Genomic DNA, 20022 nt, shown 5'->3' on the forward strand with positions numbered 1-20022 from the left:
AAAAGTAACAGTGATAAAAATGTTCTTTTCTTTGAAAAAACCGTATAGAAGCAAGTAGTCGGACCAGAGATATTTCACTCCGAGAAATCAGTAGAGATTCACAGGCTTTCAACTTTTTGTGAATTTCAGTTTATTTCTCGTAAGTGTTGTTTCTGCGCCACTGTTTATTCTTGTTAGAGCGTGAAGCAAAAGTATTCCCTACTTTTGCCTCACGCTCTTTTCATCGTATGTTTATGTCAGAAAATTACGAAAAATCACACTTAGTAGCAGAGTTCTTGAAATCACTTTCAATCTGTGGTATATTCTTTTTGTAAAGTTAAAACGTTTTAATTGTTGTTAAAAGAGTGTTTGAACTAATTTATAATGTAAATGGAGTGGTGAAAATGAACACTGTAACAGTTATCGGTAGTATCAATCTAGACCGTACGATTCGAGTAAAACATATGCCTAAACCTGGAGAAACGATCCATACAAGAGAAACTTTTTCAGCAGGTGGAGGAAAAGGAGCAAATCAAGCTGTAGCCGCTAGACGTTCTGAAGCAGATACTTATTTTATTGGAGCAGTGGGAACGGATGAAGCTGGAAAAACAATGAGTGAGCTATTAAGCCAAGAAGAAATCGATTTAACTGGTGTGGCTACATTAGAAAACCAAGCGACTGGTCAAGCCTATATCATCGTTGACGATCAAGGTGAAAATAGTATCATGATTCATGCAGGCGCAAACAACGCGTTTACCCCAGAACAAGTTAGAAAAAGCCAAGCAATCATCGAAAAGAGCGATTTTATCATTGCTCAATTTGAAAGCGCTATAGAAAGTACGATTGAAGCTTTCAAGATTGCGAAGAAGGCAGGAGTCAAAACGATTTTGAATCCAGCACCGGCATTAGAAAATGTACCAGAAGAATTACTAAAAGTAACAGATATGATCATACCGAATGAAACAGAAACAGAGATTTTAACTGGTGTGACGATCAGCGACGAAGCAAGTCTACAAGAAGCAGCATCCAAACTTCATGCGTTAGGAATAGAAGTCGTGATCATCACGATTGGAAGCAAAGGAGCTTTTTACGCGCTAAAAGATGGAAAAAATGGTATCGTTAAAGCGTTTAAAGTAAACGCCGTAGATACAACGGCAGCTGGTGATACATTCATTGGTGCAATGAGTAGTCTATTGGCAAAAGATTTTAGTAATTTGGAAGAGGCAATTCGTTATGGAAATAAAGCTTCTTCACTTACTGTTCAACGTTTTGGCGCACAACCATCGATTCCTTATAAAAATGAATTGGATTAAAGAAAGGATGTTTTTAGTATGAAAAAGTCAAAAGTAATCAATTCAGATATTTCTCGAGTTGTCGCACAAATGGGTCATTTTGATAAGTTGAGTATTGGCGATGCAGGAATGCCTGTACCAATGACTACTGAAAAGATCGATCTAGCTGTGGATAATGGTATTCCAAGTTTTATGCAAGTACTGAATAATGTTTTAGAAGAATTAGAAGTTCAGCGCATTTACTTGGCAGAAGAAATCAAATCAGAAAACCCTCAAGTATTATCAGAAATCAAAGAACGATTACCAGAAACGCCGATTACGTTTATTCCGCATAGTGAAATGAAGGCAGATCTAAATAATTGCCATGCATTTATTCGCACAGGGGAAATGACACCGTATGCGAATATCATTCTTGAAAGCGGCGTTGTATTTTAAAACAAATAAGGAGGATATAGAATGAATGCGACAGCACTTTTAATTGGATTAGGACCTCTGTTAGGTTGGGGGTTATACCCGACGATTGCTTCTAAGCTTGGCGGTCGTCCAGTCAACCAAATTTTAGGCTCTACTATAGGAACACTGATTTTTGCAATCGTTTTTGCAGTAATAAAAGGAATCGGCTTACCTACAGGAATGGATTTAGTCTTTTCGATCTTATCAGGTGTCGGCTGGGCAACGGCACAAATCATCACCTTCCAGTCATTCACATTGATTGGTTCTTCTCGTGCAATGCCGATCACAACCGCCTTTCAATTGCTAGGTGCATCTTTATGGGGTGTGTTTGCGTTAGGTAACTGGCCAGGAACTACAGCAAAATTACTTGGTGCATTTGCTTTAGTATTGATCATTTTAGGTGCTTGGATGACAGTATGGTCAGAAAAGAAAGATAAAGAAAACAGCAATTTGTTGAAAAAAGCAGTTCTATTGTTAGCTGTAGGGGAAATTGGTTATTGGGCTTACTCAGCTGCGCCTCAAGCAACTTCGATTGACGGGATGCATGCCTTCTTACCACAAGCAATCGGAATGGTGCTAGTCGCAGTAGTCTATACAGCAGTTTTAAGTTTCAAAGGGAACGAAAAATCAGCGTTTACCGAAGTAGTTTCTTATAAACATATCTTTTCTGGTTTCTTCTTTGCCTTTGCTGCATTGACTTATCTTATCTCTGCACAACCTGATATGAATGGTTTAGCTACTGGCTTTATTCTATCCCAAACATCTGTTGTATTAGCTACTTTAACGGGTATTTGGTTCTTAGGACAAAAGAAAACGAAAAAAGAAATGACAATTACAGTTATTGGTCTCGTGTTGATTTTAGCAGCAGCTACTATTACTGTATTGATTTGATCGAAGAAAGAAATTCACATTAAAAAGAAGGAAAAGTGCACGTTGCTTGTTCAAAGCGATGTGTACTCTTTCTTTTTTTTTTGGAAGAATCTCAATTAATTCGTAACTATAGAGTGAGGAGGGATATATGTGTTAAGGATCTGTTCGAAAAAAGCCATTCGAAGTAAAGCGTTAACTGTCCGTTTATTTAATGGTTCTACTTGGGCCAATTTAGGTAATGGTTACTTTATTGATCGTGAAACAAAACAGGAGCTGCCTGATTATAAACTTTATCGGCACATCAAAACAGCCGTGTCTTCAGGAGGGATGATTTTTGCCAAAAGAATGAATCCGACACAAGCATTGCAGTACACAGAGAGACCGCTTAAAGTGAAATCTTGGTGATTCCTAGTCTGTTCTTTGAAAATTGCATAAAAAGAGCATCATTCGTATTGGATACGATGAGATGTGGATGATTGACTGTCAATCCATGTTGGTGCTCACTAAAAAGGCAGTACTGTCAGTGATGGTAAACTGGCAGATCATGTGTCCTTATAAATGTTTGGTGAAAATGGAGCAAATAATTGCTAGTGATAGCTATTTGTTTGAAGAAGGATTTCTTACGTTTGTTTTTCTCAAGGTTTATTCGTGTCACAGGTTGTCTATTCCCTAAAATAGTCAGGTTGGCATTTATCCAAAAAGTGTCTATGCCAAAATGCTGAAAAGGAAGTTGAATATGACTGAAATACAACAGTTGATAGCATTCATGCGTAGTGGTAAAAGAAAGACCATCAGTTTATCTGAGTATGAACGATCTGTTCATAAAGAAGGTTGGTCAACGGGTAGTAAAGCAAAGCTGATCAATCAAGTCCAAAAAAGTGGGATCTTACGCTATGAACGGTGTAAAAAAGGCTATGTGATCCGACTAGTTCGTTAAGTGAGAGTGCAATTTCACAAGTTAAAGGAACCTAATTTATAAAACAAACTTATCAATCAATGATAACGGGAGTGATTCAATGAAGAAAAATAGACAGTTTTGTTTCCGATTGCTTATTCTGATTAGTTTACTGATTCCTTCCATTCTCGGAAGTTCCTCAATTATAGCGTTAGAAAAAATGACAGATGAAAAAGAACAGCAAACAACTTTTTTGCTGGAAAACCAATTGATGCAACAAGAAAACGGTAAACTGTATACGACAGTTCCTTCCAACTATATCCACTCTTCGATTCACGATAAGTTCGGAAGAATAGACACTCGGGATAATCAAATCATACATGTAGATCCCAATGCACACATTGCAAATATCGATATTTACTTATCCAATGGCGGTCGCGAGTATGGCTGGTATGGGAAACGAGTAAATGGCGAGATTGCACTATGCATCGAGCAAGGAGCAGCACTTAGCATAGGAAATAATGGGGGATACACAGTATCCCCGCAAAATACTGAACAACTGAAGAAAATCTCCTTGATCACCTATTATGGGATCATCGTCACTGGACATACACTCCAAAAAGAATTGATGACTCAAATTTTAGCTTGGGAACAGCAAGGAATTTATCCGACCAGTATTTCGGGAGTATTTACGATGGCAGACTATCAAACATTTAAAGCAAGTGTGATGACAAACGTCAATAAATTTTTTGTCAAACCAAGTTTTGATCGCCAAATAGTTGAATTGAAAGTCGGCGAAAGCAAGACGATTTTAGATACGACGGGGTCTTTTAGTAATTATGAATCCTCTCCTTCTGCTATAGCCCCAGGACTTATGGTAAACAAGCAAGGAAATCAATTGACGGTCACAGCGACCAAGGAAGCAAACAAATCCGGAAATATCGATTTTCACTATGCCATTGCTAGTAGTTACCGTGGAATACCACTGATTTACCAGCATCCTTATACGCAAAATATGATGGTAGGAAGAATAAATGATTTAACGAAGACAAGTTTAACTGTAAATGTCATGAAAAACGGCAATGCCCGTGTTCGCAAAGTAGATGAAACTACGAAGCAACCACTGGCAGGTGCCGTTTTTCGTTTTGCGACTTCAACTGGTCAAGTACAAGAAATCATGACCAATGCCGATGGCTACGCTACTTGGAATGAGTTGTTAGTAGATACAAAAGTGACGATCCAAGAAATCAAAGCGCCAGATGGGTACATTTTGGATACGACACCACACACAATGACGATCAAAGCAAATGAAACAACGACTATCATCAAGGATAACCAAGAGCAACTAGCAAATCTACGAGTGATCAAAGAAGATGAAGAAACTGGCAATACCCCACAAGGAGCGGCACAGCTTATTGGCGCTGTTTATGAATTAACAAATGGCCAAGGAGAAACTGTGGGGCAAATAACAATGGAAGAAACGGAAGGAATCGTCCAAGGGCAAATAAAAGCGTTGAAACTAGGTATGTATACACTACAAGAAATCGAAGCTCCTAAAGGCTATACTCTTGATCCCACAAAGTATACCGTACACCTCACGTATGCTGGGCAAAATGAAACAGTCGCTATCCATAGCAAAACGGTGAAAAATCGTGTCATCAAAGGGCATATCGAAGGCTATAAATTTGGATCTCGTCCGTTGATACCACGTACGGTTCTGGAAAATTTACATCAATTGTTGACAGAAGATCGTGGGATCAAGCCACCACTGGCAGGTGTGGAATTAACCGCAACGTCCCAAACAACAGGAAAGAAGTATGTGGAAACGACGCAAGAAAATGGGTATTTTAAGTTTGAGGCTCTCCCTTACGATCGCTATATCGTCGAAGAAACAAAGGGGGTAGATGGTTATTTGTTGATTGAACCATTTGAGGTAGTTGTTACAGAAGATGGCTATACACATTTTTTCTTTTTAGAAGATAAAATCATTGAATCCCGGTTACATATCATCAAAGTAGATGAGGATACAGGAGAAGCGATTCCGTATGCAGGTGCGCAATTTAAAATCTTCGATACTTGGGCAGATGATGGTAAAGGGGCATTTGTCTCTATGCAAAAACCAAATGATACTGAAAGTACAACCATTTTTGAAACGAATATAAAAGGAGAAGTTCTGACAACTGACAGTTTACCATGGGGAAATGAACGTTACGAACTTCATGAAATCAAGGCACCAGAAGGATATCTACCATTAGAGAACCCCATCATTTTCAGTATCACTGAAAATGAGACGAATCCACTCATTCGATTAGAGGTACCGAATCGACTAGCACGTCAACCTATCATAGTGATCAAACGTGACCGATTAAATGACCGCCCCTTAAAAAATGTCCTATTTGAATTGTATAAAATCGAGCAGGATGAGGAAACGAAAGAAATATTGATGGGTGAGTATGCCACAGATAAAGATGGAAAAATAGAAGTAGAATCATTGCCTTATGGAAAGTATAAATTTATAGAATCAGAACCCCTTGAAGGGTATCTCCCCTTAGAAGCGGCATTAGATTTTTCGATCACTGTAGAAAAAGATGGCGAATGGATCGTTCTAGAAGCCTATAATGAGCGTGAAGAATTAGTGATTTCTTCCTTATTTACTGATGCGTATGGCAAAAAGGAAATCGATCCAACAGTAACCAATCGTTTGAAAGATATGGTCTGGATAAAAGGAGAAGGGCTTGAGATCGGTCATATGTATACAGTGGTCACACGATATAAAAATACTAAAAATGGTCAAGTCATCAGTGAAAATGTATCTACCTACACAGCGCAAAGTAAAGAAGATACCTTTAAAGTACTTCTTGAATTAAAAGCAAATGCATTGAAGGATGGGGAGCAGCTGACAGCGACCCACATCTTTTACTATGAAGAGGAAAAAAAGAATGAGGTGGCTCGTGAAGATGATTTGACAAACAAAGAGCAAACAATCCAAATGAAAAAAGTAAAAGAGCCTAAAAAAGAACAACCGATGTTACCTAAAACTGGTGATACTAGATCATTGATAGTCACATTCATAGGAGTTGGACTCGTTGCTTTGGTTAGTAGTCGAATCTATGGTCAACGAAAGAAAAGTAATTAATTGCTCAAGAGACCAAGAAAGGGTGTTAGACAATAAATGAAAAAGTTGCTCTTAGCTAGTCGATCTGAAAAAACAACAAGAAAGAACTATTATATTTTTATCAGTACACTGTGTGGATGGTTAATCGGATTAGGAAGCTGTCACATGATCAATGCAAAGCACCACCAAGAACAATCTGTTGAAAAGCAAATTACTGGTGTTTTAACAACGACAAAAAAAGAGACAACGGAAAACGAAACGATAGAAGAAAAACAGGATCCTGTTTCTTCAGTAATCGAACACTTTGCATCAATCGATCAAGTAACAGAGCAAAGTAAGCCTGATATTCGACAATTAGAGCATACAACTGAGCATTTGACCACGATGCTTGTAAAAGAAAAAAAGAAAGTTGTTCAATCAGAAAGTACTATTAATGAGCGATCAAATCCGCTATCTCAGCCACTCGAATCTAGAGTCAATAACAAAGATGACTCTGTCACCACAATGTGGCAAGCAGCTAAACTAAACCTCCATTCGCCCTACCTCGTTGTCGAACAGCATAGTTTCTTTGAGCCTTCTAACCATTTCACGATCATTCATGGGAGCGATCTGTTTCCTAACGTCAGTTACACCGATGTGGATACATCCATACCTGGAGAACAACAGGTGTGTATTCAAGTCACCGATTCTAAAGGACTTGTAACGACAAGTGAATTCACTATCATGATCAATAGCCTACCAAAAATAATGGTTGAACAGCCGCTTTTGTTTCAACGAATAGGTCAACCACTGGATTTAAGAAAAGGGGTCTTCGCATCTGATAACGAAGAAGGAGATCTAACTTCCGCTATTCACGTTGAAACAAATCTAGATACAACTGTTGAAGGCGAGTACGAAGTGATCTATACGGTGAAAGATCGACATGGTGCACAACATGTGGTCCATGCAGAAATACGGGTAGTCAATGATGCGCCAATCATTTCAGCACCTGTCGTAATCGAGCAGGTGATCAATGAGTCATTCAACATCTTCAATTATGTGGAAGTAACGGATGCGGAAGATGGAAACATCCCATTGAATGAAACCAATATTGTTGAAACTAATTTCATCCCAAATAAAGAAGGCATCTATTATTTTAAAATCGGCAACGTAAAGGATCAATATGGAAAGCTAGCAGTGGAAAAAATAGTTGAAGTCACCATAACAAATGAGGCACCTGAGATCATCCAAGCAGATATGAAAGTGAATGTTTTTTCACAACTATCGAAAGAAGCTTATTTGGCACAGGTGATTGTTTCAGATCGTGAAGACTCCGAAAAAAAACTAACTGTTGAGGTAGATGAAGATTCATGGAGTCAAGTCAAGACCAGTGAACTAGGTGAATACCGTGTTTTACTTCAGGTGACGGATACGAATGGAAAATCTTCGAAAGCATACGGAGTGATCACTGTAATTAATGAACCACCTGTTTTTTTAGGTGTAAAGGACCGAGAAATGGTTGTAGGTGAAGCATTTGATCCATTAGCAGGGATCACAGTTCATGACAAAGAAGAAAAGCTACTTCCAGAAATAGAAGTAAGCGGGACATTCAATAGTACTTTACCTGGCACGTATCTCGTGTATTTAAGTGTCAGAGACTCTTTTGAACGTGTAACGACCAGTTATCAATTAAAGGTTCTTGCAACAGAAGAAAATATGGAAACGGGGGAGTGAGATGGACTATTTTGAACAGGCAATGGCATTGTTTTCCAAAGGAATACTTGCTTCTGGAAGTTTACTTACTGTGTGGGGAATCATCCAACTAGGCATATCGATCAAAGAACATAACGGCCCAGCAATGCAACAAGCTATCTTTCAAATTGTTGGCGGTGCAGTGATTCTCGCAGCAGGTTCTTGGATAGCAACGATTTCGATATAAGGGGAGGAGCAACGCATTATTCATGGATAGAGCCATCGAGTTTGTTTTAAAGACGATTGCAGAACAGTTGAATTTTTCAAATGATCCCCAAAGTGTATTAGTACAAAATCTAGAGACCTACTTACCAGATATTTATCACTATAGTTTGCTGATCATGGATATTGTGGTGAAGCCTATTGCCTATTCGGTCTTAGGCTTTTTATTGCTTTTAGAATTCCATCAGATTGCTCAAAAAATTTATAGTAATTATTCGGCATTCGGAGGATTCGAATTATTCCTACCACTTTTTTTAAAATTAGGGCTCAGTTTATTGGTGATGCGGAATTTAACCGTGTTTATCCATGCGATTGTTGGTATTAGTACAATCATCAATGTTGGGATCGGTGAGCTAGGCATACAAGCTGAGATGGACCAAGTAGTTGATTTCTCCTTGATCATGGAGCAAGAACAAGCAATGAATTTTTTTGAGAAACTAATGCTTTTACTACTGTTATTCATTCCCTTAGTCTTATCTCTACTGACAAATATCATGACAAAAATCGTTGTATTTTTGCGTTTTTTTGAGCTGTATTTCTACTTTAGTCTTTCTCCTATAATTTTAGTGACGTTTATCCATGAAGAAATCAATCGGATCGGTAAAAATTTTTTTCGAATGATCTGTGCCGCTTCGTTACAAGGTGTCTTATTGTTCATGGTACTGAGTTTTTATCCACTGTTGGTACAAACCCTTTTTTCAATTCAGGAACGCCAAGGATTGATCACTGTCATCTGTATCATCTCGGGGAATTGTTTGACTTTATGCATCAGTTTATTCTATACGAACAAGTGGGCGAAGGCGATAATGGCTGTCGCTTGATAGACTGCAGTAGGAGGTGAGAATGATAGCAATTGAGGTCCCGGTTAGAAAAGAAATTTTGCTATACAAAGAAAAGCTGTTTTTTGGATTTTCATTAAGACAATTTATATCAATGATGATAACCTTGAGTATTACGCTAATCGTCGGCCTTTTGAATCATTTTACTTGGCAATTTTCTATTGATGATCTCGGTATCGTTTTGATGGCAATTAGTTCACCCATCTTATCTTTTGGTTGGATCAAACCTAATGATCTGCCTATGGAAAAATATCTACAGATTCGTTGGCGTTATGTTAAACTCGACAGCTATTATACTTATCCATCTATCATGGAGGTGAGATTGGATGAGACCTTGGCAAAAAAGGAAACAAAAAGAAGCAAGAAATATACAGAATACAGCAATTAAGAATTCTAAATTTTTACGCGTACTAAAAAAGCAAAAGCAACAGCGTGGAAAAAGACAGAAAAAGCAGGCACCTAAACGTAATGTCCAATCAATGCTACGTTACGAAAAGATGTTTGAGAGTGGGATTTGTGAACTGAGTACAAATTACTATTCCAAGAGTATCCAATTTTCTGATATCAATTATCAAATCGCCTCTAAGGAAGAACAACAAGGTATTTTTACTAAATACTGCGCATTGCTGAACAGTTGCGAAGAGACGATGCACTTGAATGTTACACTCGTAAAAAAGAAAATCAGAAAGGAAAAATTAAAGAAGGAGCTTTTCTATAAAAAAATAGGCAATGCGCATGATAAGTATCGCGAAGAATTGAATGATCTATTGAGTAAAAAAATCCATGGAGGCGAGAACAACTTCATCAAAGAAAATTATTTAACATTCACCATGCCTGCAAAGGAACTGGATCAAGCAAAACAGCTATTAGCTAGAGCCGAACAGACATTGAGCGATAGTTTAACAGAAATCGGTTCGAAATGTCAAAAAATGGACGGATTGAGTCGATTACGGCTGATACATCATTTATTACACTCAACTGCTTCTTTTGATTTCAACTATTCTGATCTCATCTATAACGGATTATCTACAAAAGCAAGCATTGCACCTATGAGTCTAAATGTTAAAAAGAAGAATTATTTTGAAATAGAAGAGTCGTATGGGCAAATACTATATTTAAAAGACTATCCTGCTAATTTAACAGATAAAGTTATTTCAGGATTGCTGGAGATTCCTGAAGAAATGACATTGTCTATTCATATTGATCCCATCGCCTCTGATCAAGCGAATCATCTTATACAAAGAAAACAAGCCTATATGGAAGGAGATAAAGTTGCTTCCCAAAGAAAAGCGCTGCAAAAAGGATATGATCCATATTCTAGTGTTCCCTATGAGCTGACAACCAGTATTGATGAAGCAAAATTATTACTCGATGATTTGAGAAAAGCAGGACAAAATTTATTTTTTGTTTCTATTTTCGTTTATTTTAAAACAGACAAAAAAGAGCTGCTAGTGGATATTGCAAAGCAGGTGCTACGCATAGGTAGAAAGTATGGTTGCGGCTTTAATCATTTAGATTATTTACAGATGGAAGGCTTGAATTCTGTTCTTCCTTTTGGCAAAAATTGGGTCATGACTCAGCGGACCCTCACAACTACAAGTACCGCAATCTTTCTTCCTTTTACAGCACAAGATCTTAGTCATGAAAATGGAAAATATTATGGAAGAAACGAATTAACAAAAAATGCTATTCAAATTGATCGTAAGCGATTGAATACACCTAGCGGGATGATTTTAGGAAGTTCAGGATCAGGAAAAGGTGTAGCAAAAAAATATGAAGAAATCACTACGCTATTAAAAAATCCAGAAGACGAAATCATTTCAATCGATCCAGAAGATGAAGATACGCGGATCGGAAAAGCTTTCGATGCACAAATCATCAAAATTGCACCAAATACAGATACTTTCATAAATCTATTAGATATTTCAGGTGATTTTCAAGGTGAAACAGATCCAATAAAATTGAAATCAGATTTCATTCTGACTGCTTTTGAAGCACTGATTGGGGGTACTGTGGGCTTGAATTCTGCACAACGTTCGATCATTGATCGAGTGACTCGGCTGACTTATGTCCAGTATTATCATTCAGCGAGAAAAAGCATGCCGACACTGGGAAATGAATGGTTTTCCTTATTAAAAGAACAGCCAGAAGAAGAGGCACAGGCGCTTGTCTTAGACTTAGAATTGTATATTGAAGGATCATTAGCTATTTTTTCTCGTCCAACCAATATCCAGTTGAATAAGCGATTTATTATCTACAATACCAAACAATTAGGTAGCCAATTAAAGACTTTTGGCATGATGGTTGTATTAGAACAAGTGTGGAATCGAGTGGTTCGTAATCGGGAAAAAGGGATTACAACTTGGATTTATATCGATGAGATGCAATTGATGCTGAGCGATCCTTATTGTGAAAACTATTTTTTTGAATTGTGGAGTCGTATTCGAAAATGGGGAGCTATTCCGACAGGGATTACGCAAAATGTAGAAACTTTACTACTTTCAGACAAAGCACGCCGAATGTTGAGCAATACTGAATTCATCATTATGCTAAAACAAGCAAAAAGTGATTTAGATGAACTTGCGTCACTTTTTCACTTATCTGCTGAACAGCAAAAGCAATTGATCCATCCTGCGAAGGGCGCTGGGCTGATACGAGCAGGTCAGGTGATACTACCATTTTCCAATATCGTAGAATCACCTTCCAAACTGTATGAATTGATGACGACAGATCCAGAGGAAAGGATAAAAGCAAAACAAGATGCAGCTCAAGAAAAGAGAAGTGAGGGACAAGATCAAGCAGATAGAGGAAGTACGGAATAGAATTTTTTTCAGGAAAATAAGTAAATCACGTGTAGAAAGAACAGTAAATTTTTTCTTTTTTCAGGGAAGACGAAGTAACAAAAAAAGAGAATGGAAGAAATCATCGACACAAAGTTTTTTATTAAAGTTTGCAGCAGTTCTTACACTTTCATCGATAGTTATGATGGTGGGGATCTTCAGCATGGTTTCTTCAATGGTGACCCAGGCGGATGAATTAGAGTTGACAAAGGTTTGGACATATTTAACAGAATTAGATGCAGACAAGACACTGATTCTCAAAAAACATTCAGGCACTAAAATCAATCACGAGCGTACCGAGCATGTAGCAAAGACAATCAAAAGTGATATTGATAGCATTCTTTCCTATTTAGATATACAAGCAGATGAATTCCAGCTAGCAAATCAAGCATTCAAAAGTAAATTGAACTTGTTACATGATCAATTGTGGGAACTTGATCCAGATACCAAGAACAGCCAACTAAGAACTCGGTATTTGAGCCAAATCATCGAGTGGTCAGAGGAATTGAAACAACGGCTGCATCTTAAAATGGAAGTTGGACCATACACCCATCTAGTTGAATTGCATTCGCCCTTCAAAGAAGGAAACATACAGATCAATCAGCGCTATGGCTATTACGTGAAAGATCAGGTAAAGGCGTGTTTCAACGGAATCAAGCTACAAGCAAAGGAGAATGAAGAAGTTTTTTCTCCTTTAGCTGGTAAAGTAATCATTGCCGATGGTGCGATTCACGTCGAATCACATGATCGGAAACTACGGTTGACAAATGTTTCACCACTGGTCAACAATACCTCGGAAATCAAAGCAGGTGAACTTATCGGGAATGTGATAAAAGAAAATGAGTTGACGATTGAATATTCAAAAAAAGCAAACATGGTAAATCCTAGCTTTTATTTTCCACAAGTAGAATATGTGGAAAAACCGGATGAAATGCTAGATTTTCAAAATCATTCATTTGATGAAGGACGCTTTCGTCAAACCATTGCCCTACATTGTCATGCTTTTAGTGACAAAGCAGACAAAATCATCACAGAAGCAAAGAAAAATGGTCTTTCACCTGTCATTTTTGCTGCGATCATGATCCATGAAAGTGCTTGGGGAACAAGTCAGGGAATTATTGAAAACAATAATCCAGCCGGTTTGATGTCTGAAAATGGGCTTGTTAGCTATCCAAGTTTAGATGAAGGGATTGAAGCAACGGGAAGAACGCTAAAAAATTTGATTGTGGAGCGACAGCTTACAACGGTGGAACGACTTGGCAGTGTGTATTGCCCAGTAGGTGCAGACAACGATCCAACAGGACTGAATCATTACTGGGTGCCAGCTATCAAGCAACTGCTAGTTCAGTTAGGAGGAAGTACAGATATGAGTTTGCTCTGGAACTCTGGCTCGTCTTTCGCTCAACAGCTTTTAGTGAAAGCAAAAAGTCTGCATCAAACAAATGTCCAATATTCACAAGGAAGCAATCGAGGAACATGGCCATATCATGACTGTTCTTCTTTCGTGATATGGGCAATGAATGAGCTAGGGAGCAACATACCTTTTGGAAATACAGAAACTCTATATGGTTTGGAAGGAACAGTTTTGAAAGCAATCACTCGCAATGAGATTAGAGTGGGTGATTTATTTATTTGGGGAGAAAAGGGAGGTTCAGCCGGTTATTATGGTCATACAGGCTTTTTTTTAGACAATGAAGGGCAAACAATCTTACATTGTACACCTGCAACGAAAAAAGGGTTTGGTCAGAAAGGAGATATTGTGATCACGCCATTTGAAGGCTACTATGGAGATGCACAGGCAGCCCCAGTTTATTTTTACCGGATCGTAGAAAGGAACGACTAATGATGCGTCATAAAAAAGCTTTTGTTTTGGCTGGGTTATTTTTTTGTTTAAGTACAAGCGTGATGATCAGTATAGGAAGATCACTTGAAAAGCGGGCATATTTGCAAGAAAAAGCACATGATCCATCGGTAGAAGCGCTGAAAGATACACAAGTAAATAAATTTTTACTCTCATTTTTTTCATTTAAAACAAGTGGAGAAAATTATTCAAACTATGAGATTTTTTTGACAGAAAAGGCAAAAGAAAATGAAAAATCAAAAATTGACCAAGGAAAATCAAATCCGCATTTTTTTAGTCACTCTGTATTTCTTGACAGTAAAAATTATATTCGAAAAGAAAATGATCGGCGTTTCGAAGTTATAAGTGAAATAAAGAGAAAAATTGATTTAGTCAATCAAGAAGGAAACGTAGTGACAAGAAATCTTGAAAAAATAGTAACGTTAAAGATTACTTATTTGTATGATGAAGTAAAAGCTGATTTTTTGGTAGACGACTATGAATATTTGGAATTCTCAAAGCCTTGATAGCAGACAATAAAGTGAAGCGTGGTCCAATGAAAAAGGGTGTTTTTAGTGGCAAAAGAAATCGTACTGATTGATCGGATACAAAGACTAGGGATAGAAGAAGACCGATTACCAATTTTTGAGGCACTAACGCTATTAGAAAACATAAATAAGCAAACAGTGAATCATTCAGGCAGTTGTCGAATACGGATCTATAATCGAAGAAATCGACTGCTGTATACGTTAGAATTGCAGTTTCCTTTCAAAGATCCCATCGAAGAGATCATCGCAGCACATGTCAATACAGTAGAAATGGATGAAACTACTGTAAAGAAAGGGAGATTTAAGGAGGGTAATAATCCGTTAAAAATGCGAAATGATACAAAGACTGGTAGATTCAATACATTTGCTAAACGATGCATTCTTTTGAGTATCGGTATAGCGACTTTCATTATTTTGGGAAAACTCACCTTAGACTATTTTTTTGTTCCTTCTGAAAAAACAGCAAGCAAAACGCTGGTAAAGCAAGATAGCTGGGAACAATTACTACAAAAAAAAGCCTACTTTGAAGCAGTAGAAGCTTATCCGCAACAGCATGATGAATTGGTCGACTATCTAGTTGAGGAAAAGGAATATGTCTGGTTAAAAAAAATAAATGATCGATTTCCATCGGAAAATGCTCAGTTTGATCTAGCATTTGTGGCGAAAGAATGGCAAAAGGTGATCGGACATTATCCTAAAACGTTGTCAGAAAGACGACAAGTAATGCTGGCATTGGCCTACCTTGAATTAGAGATGTTGGCAGAAGCAGAAGTATTGAATAAACGTTTGAAAAGCGATGAATTATCCAGAAAATTAGATGAAGGCTATCAACGGCAAGCACTAGCCTTTCTGAAAGAAAGAAAAATCTCAGAAGCCCAACAAGCGCTTGGATTGATTAATCAGGAAGAGGAAAAACAAATTTTACGTGCATATATCGATCAAGCAATGATCATCAATGATTTCATTGAGCTTTATGAGAAAAAAGAGGACCATAAAAACAGTTCTCTATGGCAAGAGAGATTAGAAAAAATAGGGGAGGGGGCTGTGGAGACAGAGTGAAGGCTTAGTGTTCAACTTAGGTGATAGCACAAAAAATGGACAAAAAAGAGACAAGGGAACCATTCATTCGAACGAGGCTGGGACAGAGGTGTTTAAATCCGAGAAATAAGAAGAAATTAACGAAATTGCTTTTCAAATTTTTGTGAATTTCGGCTTATTTCTTAGAGTTGATTCTGCTCCCACCGTTTATTCGTTTTTAAAGAATGGGACAAAAGTGCTTTTTACTTTTGTCCCATGCTCGTGTGTCAGAATCGATTCTCTGTCTCTTATTTATTATGCAAGTGCTTCTTGCAACGTTGGTAAATCTAAATCTTTTTCGTATCGTTGTTCCAAGGATAAGCGAATCAGACGTTCTGCCAGATGTTCGTTTCTAGCAAGGATCGGACCATGGAAATAAGAACCGTAGACATTCTTATAGATCACACCTTCGGATTTATCTTCTCCGTTATTCCCTTGGCCTTGAACGACTTTACCTAAGGGACGTTCACCCTCACCTAAAAAAGTTCGCCCATTGTGATTTTCGAAACCATAATACGTTTCATCGAATTCTTCATTATGGATCACGATGTCCCCGATAAAACGATTGTTCTCTTGACTTAGTGTGTAGTGATCCAGCGCACTGATTCCTTGGATCTTTTCGCCATTTGCGCCCATATAGTAATGGCCTAAAAGCTGATAGCCACCGCAAATAGCCAACATTACGCCATTATTCTCGATATAGTTTGTCAATGCTTCTTTCTTCTCTTGGATATCTTTTGAGATGATCAATTGCTCAAAATCTTGTCCTCCGCCAAAGAAGACTAAATCGTATTTGTCAGGATCAAAAGGTTCATGGATGCTGACGATTTCAGTATGGCAGGTAATCCCTAACTTCTTTGCTACATATTTGAGCATCAATAGATTTCCGTTATCACCATAAGTATTCATGAGATTTCCATAAAGATGAGCAATAGTCAATTCATAATTAGCCACGATTCATCCCTCCTTTAATAAATCCTTGGTTTGCTAGTTCTTTACGCAACTGTAAGACAGCTGTATAAGTAGCTAAAATATAAACATGGTCAGTCGGTAGTTTTTTGATTGCTTCAATCGTTTCCGCAATTTCTTTCGTTTCCGTGATTTTTTCCTCTGGTACACCCGCAACTTTTAGACGTAATGTCATATCCGTATGACGGTCACCACCTGAAACGACAGCAGGGATATCCATAGTTGCAAAATCTTCGAAGTTCCCATCCCAAATCCAACTAACGTCGATTCCGTCTGCATAATTAGCATTTAATAATGCAACAAGTGAGAACGGATAAGGTGCCAAACCGATCATGTCGATCACCTGATTGATCCCGACAGGATTTTTTACAAGGACCAAGGTGCATTTTTTCCCTGCGATATCGATGATTTCTTGTCGCCCAAAGACTTTTTCATCATAGCCAAGTCCTTGCTTGATCTTTTCAGGAGTAACGCCGTAATATTCTGCAACAGCGGTAGCTGCTAATGCATTGTAAACATTGTACATTCCGCCGACTTCGATGCTGTATTCATGGTCATCGATGACGAAATCAGCAGATACATTATCCATTCTTACCATGTCAGTCAAGCGATAATCTAATTCAGGTCGCTTAAAATCGCAGTTTGGACAGTAGTATTTCCCCAAATTAGCATAAGTGATCATTTTATAATGTAAGAGATGATGGCAATTCGGACACAAAACACCATCTGTATTGTAGTGAGCCAGTTGTTCACGGTCTTCTTCATGATCAAATCCGTAATACTTGCGTGGATTAACTGTGTCAACAGAATTGAAGATCGGTGAGTCACCATTGCTGATGATCGTAGCTTCTGGAGACTTTGCCGCACCATCAACGATCATTTTATAGGTCGTATAGATTTCCCCATAACGATCCATTTGATCACGGAAGATGTTTGTGAATAAGAATAATTCTGGTTTGATGTACTCTGTCACTTTACTTAAACTTGCTTCGTCGATTTCTAGTACAGCGAATTTCTTTTGACCCTTTTTTTGTTTTGCTTGTAAAAAGGTGGAGACGATTCCTTGGACCATGTTAGCTCCTGTCGGATTCGTTAAGACTTCGTCGTATTGCTGACGTAATATATTTACAGTTAAGGCTGTAGTGAGTGTTTTTCCGTTTGTACCGGTTACTACGACTACTTGATAATCCTTAGCTAAGGTATCTAAAAGATGTGGATCGATCTTAAGTGCAAGTTGACCAGGTAAACTTGAACCTCCTTTTAAGAAGGTTTTTAATGCCCATTGTGATGTCTTTCCGACAGCAATCGCAAATTGGCTGCGTATTCCCATTATGTAACCTCCAAAAACGTCTTAGCGACGAGTAAATTCAACTAATAATACCATATGTTCAAAAAAAGGTTAAATTGCTTTTCTTTTTTTTAAGAAATGATTACGATACCAAGGAAGAAAAACGAAAAAGAAACGCGATCGTGCCATGTTTCACTCCGAAAAATGAGAGATCACGGAATTTGTTTTCAAATTTTTGCAGATTTTGACTTACTTCTGAAGGAGTTGTTTTTGATCCACTGCTTTTTCGTATTTAGAAGAGGTCGAGACGAAAGTCGTTTAGGTTTGAGAAATTGGATGAAAAAAAGGCTGGGACAAAAGTGTTTCTTACTTTTGCCCCACGCTCGTTTTTTTGAAATTTCCGTAAAACCTGACTTTTGGACGTCGTTTATTTAAGAAGGAGTTGCTTCTGCTCCCGCCGTTTATTCGAGAGTCTGTAGCAAACCTGATTGTTAGATTTGTCCCACATTCCACGCTACTTATTCGAACAGAGTGAAGAGATCAACCGATAATGATTTTTTCAGTTGGGTATTCGTAACCTAAATCTCGTGTTTCTTTAGGGACAAAGAGCATCAGCGTATAAAGCATGCCGATGCGGCCGATGAACATCAGGGCCGCAATCGTAATTTTGCCAACAATCGATAAGTCTCCAGTGATCCCTAAAGAAAGACCAGTGGTTCCAAAAGCAGAAGTGACTTCAACGATGATTGAAATCAAGGTCTGATTTTCAGTTGCGGATAAGAAAACGATGCAAAAAAAGCACATTCCCAAAGATAACATGAAGACAACAACAGATTTTCGCACATCATCTTCGTCGATTTTTCGACCGAATATATTGATGTTATCTTCACTTTTAAGGAACGAATAAAGATAAAGGCCAATGATCGCAACAGTTGTTGTACGGATACCACCACCAACTGAACTAGGGCTACAACCGATAAACATGAGTAAGGAGAAAACAATCAATGTAGTGATTTGGAAATTTCCTAAATCATGGATCTGCAGACCAGCATTTCTTGTGGTCATAGAATAAAACATCGAATTGATCCACTGGACACTTAAACTAGCATCTTGAAATAGATGATCTTTCTCAAGAAGATAGATCAAGATGGTTCCTCCAATGAACAAGATGACAAAGGCTAGTACGGCTAACTTTGTAAAAAGGGAAAAACGAAATGGTAGCTTGGCTTTCGATCGTTTGTAAAGCAACCATTCACGAAATTCCATCAAGACAGGGAAGCCGATCCCTCCGATAAAAATCAAAAACATGATAAGGATCAAGAAAAGATAATCATGTGCAAAGGGTTTGATGGACTGGCCTGTCACATCAAAACCAGAGTTAGTCACAGCAGATATGGATTGATAAAATCCATAAAAAATGGCATCACGCCAATGGTCAAAATAGCCTCGATAATAAAAATAAATCGAGAAGAATGTACCAAAAATGATTTGGAACCACAGCAAGATCGTAAATGTGATCCGAATCAGACGAACGATTCCTGATAAACGTGGTTGGTTCATGTCTGTCATGATCAATTGTCTTTGTCTCAAAGTAATTCTCCGTTTAGAAAAGATGATGAACGCAGTAGAGATCATCATGATACCCAAACCACCGACTTGAAACAAAACTTCAAGTAAAATGACGCCATTATCATTAAATACGGAACTGATATCAAAAGTCGTCAGTCCAGTAACACTAACTGTACTGATAGCCATGAACAACATATCAACAAATGGAACATGACTATCTGGTTGACGAAAAATAGGAATATAGAAGAGCCCTAAAGAAACAATCGTCATCAATACATAATAAAAAACAATGATCTGGATGGATGAAAAATGGGTTGTAGCATAACGCTGACTTCGCCGTTTTAATTTTCGATAGAAAAGGTTCAATTGCAAGATGCGACCCTCCTTTATAGGTTATTTCTTCTAGTATACCGAGGTTGAAAAAAATACTCAAAGAAATTCTAAACAAATACGACGTTATCTTTCGATTTAAGAGTAAATAGCCTATAATAAGAG

18 protein-coding genes are annotated in these 20022 nt (G+C 37.9%); 15 read left to right on the forward strand and 3 right to left on the reverse strand.

The genetic code is table 11. The features are described from left to right. The first annotated feature begins 383 nt into the window (after positions 1-383). The 15 genes from rbsK to CJZ72_RS07580 all read left to right on the forward strand — a co-directional run bounded on the left by rbsK (position 384) and on the right by CJZ72_RS07580 (position 15683). Positions 384-1292: a ribokinase gene (gene rbsK, locus CJZ72_RS07510; RefSeq protein WP_081134575.1), complete on the forward strand. Its 909-nt coding sequence runs from the start codon at positions 384-386 to the stop codon at positions 1290-1292. An 18-nt stretch (positions 1293-1310) separates the two neighbouring features. After that, complete coding sequence (rbsD, locus tag CJZ72_RS07515; RefSeq protein ID WP_095443730.1) at positions 1311-1706, forward strand: D-ribose pyranase; 396 nt, start codon at positions 1311-1313, stop codon at positions 1704-1706. Positions 1707-1727: 21 nt separating this feature from the next. Beyond that, a complete protein-coding gene (gene rbsU, locus CJZ72_RS07520; RefSeq protein ID WP_081134574.1) occupies positions 1728-2615 on the forward strand; it encodes a ribose/proton symporter RbsU in 888 nt (295 codons plus the stop codon). A gap of 129 nt (positions 2616-2744) precedes the next feature. After that, positions 2745-2999 (forward strand): hypothetical protein, encoded by a 255-nt coding sequence (locus CJZ72_RS07525; RefSeq protein ID WP_005879293.1) that lies wholly within the window; start codon positions 2745-2747, stop codon positions 2997-2999. Between the two features lie 331 nt (positions 3000-3330). After that, positions 3331-3531, forward strand: a complete 201-nt coding sequence (locus CJZ72_RS07530) for a hypothetical protein (protein ID WP_005879291.1) — start codon at positions 3331-3333, stop codon at positions 3529-3531. A gap of 79 nt (positions 3532-3610) precedes the next feature. Further along, positions 3611-6625: an LPXTG cell wall anchor domain-containing protein gene (locus CJZ72_RS14500; protein ID WP_198324532.1), complete on the forward strand. Its 3015-nt coding sequence runs from the start codon at positions 3611-3613 to the stop codon at positions 6623-6625. Between the two features lie 144 nt (positions 6626-6769). After that, entirely contained in the window at positions 6770-8317 is a 1548-nt protein-coding gene (locus CJZ72_RS07545) for an immunoglobulin-like domain-containing protein (RefSeq protein ID WP_081134572.1), read from the forward strand. Position 8318: 1 nt separating this feature from the next. Beyond that, positions 8319-8522, forward strand: coding sequence for a hypothetical protein (locus tag CJZ72_RS07550; RefSeq protein WP_081134571.1), 204 nt, complete (start codon positions 8319-8321; stop codon positions 8520-8522). A 22-nt stretch (positions 8523-8544) separates the two neighbouring features. After that, entirely contained in the window at positions 8545-9378 is an 834-nt protein-coding gene (locus CJZ72_RS07555) for a hypothetical protein (RefSeq protein WP_095443731.1), read from the forward strand. Positions 9379-9400: 22 nt separating this feature from the next. Further along, positions 9401-9784 carry a PrgI family protein gene (locus tag CJZ72_RS07560; protein ID WP_081134569.1) on the forward strand — a complete coding sequence of 128 codons (384 nt, stop codon included), beginning with the start codon at positions 9401-9403 and terminating at the stop codon, positions 9782-9784. Continuing rightward, positions 9723-12218, forward strand: a complete 2496-nt coding sequence (locus CJZ72_RS07565; protein WP_095443732.1) for a VirB4-like conjugal transfer ATPase, CD1110 family — start codon at positions 9723-9725, stop codon at positions 12216-12218. Before CJZ72_RS07560 ends, CJZ72_RS07565 begins: the two co-directional genes overlap by 62 nt. Positions 12219-12308: 90 nt before the next feature. Further along, on the forward strand, positions 12309-12431 hold the full coding sequence (locus CJZ72_RS14930) for a hypothetical protein (RefSeq protein ID WP_264475195.1): 123 nt from the start codon (positions 12309-12311) through the stop codon (positions 12429-12431). Beyond that, positions 12400-14079, forward strand: a complete 1680-nt coding sequence (locus tag CJZ72_RS07570) for a peptidoglycan amidohydrolase family protein (RefSeq protein ID WP_227260073.1) — start codon at positions 12400-12402, stop codon at positions 14077-14079. The genes CJZ72_RS14930 and CJZ72_RS07570 overlap by 32 nt, the downstream gene beginning before the upstream one ends. 101 nt (positions 14080-14180) lie before the next feature. Then, positions 14181-14603 (forward strand): hypothetical protein, encoded by a 423-nt coding sequence (locus tag CJZ72_RS07575; protein ID WP_232509708.1) that lies wholly within the window; start codon positions 14181-14183, stop codon positions 14601-14603. A gap of 48 nt (positions 14604-14651) precedes the next feature. Next, positions 14652-15683 carry a hypothetical protein gene (locus CJZ72_RS07580; protein ID WP_081134565.1) on the forward strand — a complete coding sequence of 344 codons (1032 nt, stop codon included), beginning with the start codon at positions 14652-14654 and terminating at the stop codon, positions 15681-15683. Between the two features lie 273 nt (positions 15684-15956). Here CJZ72_RS07580 and CJZ72_RS07585 read toward each other — a convergent pair whose 3' ends face one another. From CJZ72_RS07585 to CJZ72_RS07595, 3 genes are all read right to left on the reverse strand, one after another. Then, positions 15957-16655, reverse strand: coding sequence for a type 1 glutamine amidotransferase (locus CJZ72_RS07585; RefSeq protein ID WP_081134564.1), 699 nt, complete (start codon positions 16653-16655; stop codon positions 15957-15959). Beyond that, positions 16648-18000: a Mur ligase family protein gene (locus CJZ72_RS07590; protein ID WP_005879268.1), complete on the reverse strand. Its 1353-nt coding sequence runs from the start codon at positions 17998-18000 to the stop codon at positions 16648-16650. The genes CJZ72_RS07585 and CJZ72_RS07590 overlap by 8 nt, the downstream gene beginning before the upstream one ends. A gap of 498 nt (positions 18001-18498) precedes the next feature. After that, a complete protein-coding gene (locus CJZ72_RS07595) occupies positions 18499-19893 on the reverse strand; it encodes a TrkH family potassium uptake protein (RefSeq protein ID WP_373134086.1) in 1395 nt (464 codons plus the stop codon). Positions 19894-20022 lie beyond the last annotated feature (129 nt).

It is taken from the genome of Enterococcus durans (genome assembly GCF_002277935.1).
GTDB classification, from domain to species: Bacteria; Bacillota; Bacilli; order Lactobacillales; family Enterococcaceae; genus Enterococcus_B; species Enterococcus_B durans.

Bases quoted from the DNA above. Each gene is read 5' to 3' on its own strand.
- rbsK (WP_081134575.1), top strand. From the start codon at position 384: ATGAACACTGTAACAGTTATCGGTAGTATCAATCTAGACCGTACGATT.
- rbsD (WP_095443730.1), top strand. From the start codon at position 1,311: ATGAAAAAGTCAAAAGTAATCAATTCAGATATTTCTCGAGTTGTCGCA.
- rbsU (WP_081134574.1), top strand. From the start codon at position 1,728: ATGAATGCGACAGCACTTTTAATTGGATTAGGACCTCTGTTAGGTTGG.
- CJZ72_RS07530 (WP_005879291.1), top strand. From the start codon at position 3,331: ATGACTGAAATACAACAGTTGATAGCATTCATGCGTAGTGGTAAAAGA.
- CJZ72_RS14500 (WP_198324532.1), top strand. From the start codon at position 3,611: ATGAAGAAAAATAGACAGTTTTGTTTCCGATTGCTTATTCTGATTAGT.
- CJZ72_RS07545 (WP_081134572.1), top strand. From the start codon at position 6,770: ATGATCAATGCAAAGCACCACCAAGAACAATCTGTTGAAAAGCAAATT.
- CJZ72_RS07550 (WP_081134571.1), top strand. From the start codon at position 8,319: ATGGACTATTTTGAACAGGCAATGGCATTGTTTTCCAAAGGAATACTT.
- CJZ72_RS07555 (WP_095443731.1), top strand. From the start codon at position 8,545: ATGGATAGAGCCATCGAGTTTGTTTTAAAGACGATTGCAGAACAGTTG.
- CJZ72_RS07560 (WP_081134569.1), top strand. From the start codon at position 9,401: ATGATAGCAATTGAGGTCCCGGTTAGAAAAGAAATTTTGCTATACAAA.
- CJZ72_RS07565 (WP_095443732.1), top strand. From the start codon at position 9,723: ATGAGACCTTGGCAAAAAAGGAAACAAAAAGAAGCAAGAAATATACAG.
- CJZ72_RS14930 (WP_264475195.1), top strand. From the start codon at position 12,309: ATGGAAGAAATCATCGACACAAAGTTTTTTATTAAAGTTTGCAGCAGT.
- CJZ72_RS07570 (WP_227260073.1), top strand. From the start codon at position 12,400: ATGGTTTCTTCAATGGTGACCCAGGCGGATGAATTAGAGTTGACAAAG.
- CJZ72_RS07590 (WP_005879268.1), bottom strand. From the start codon at position 18,000: ATGGGAATACGCAGCCAATTTGCGATTGCTGTCGGAAAGACATCACAA.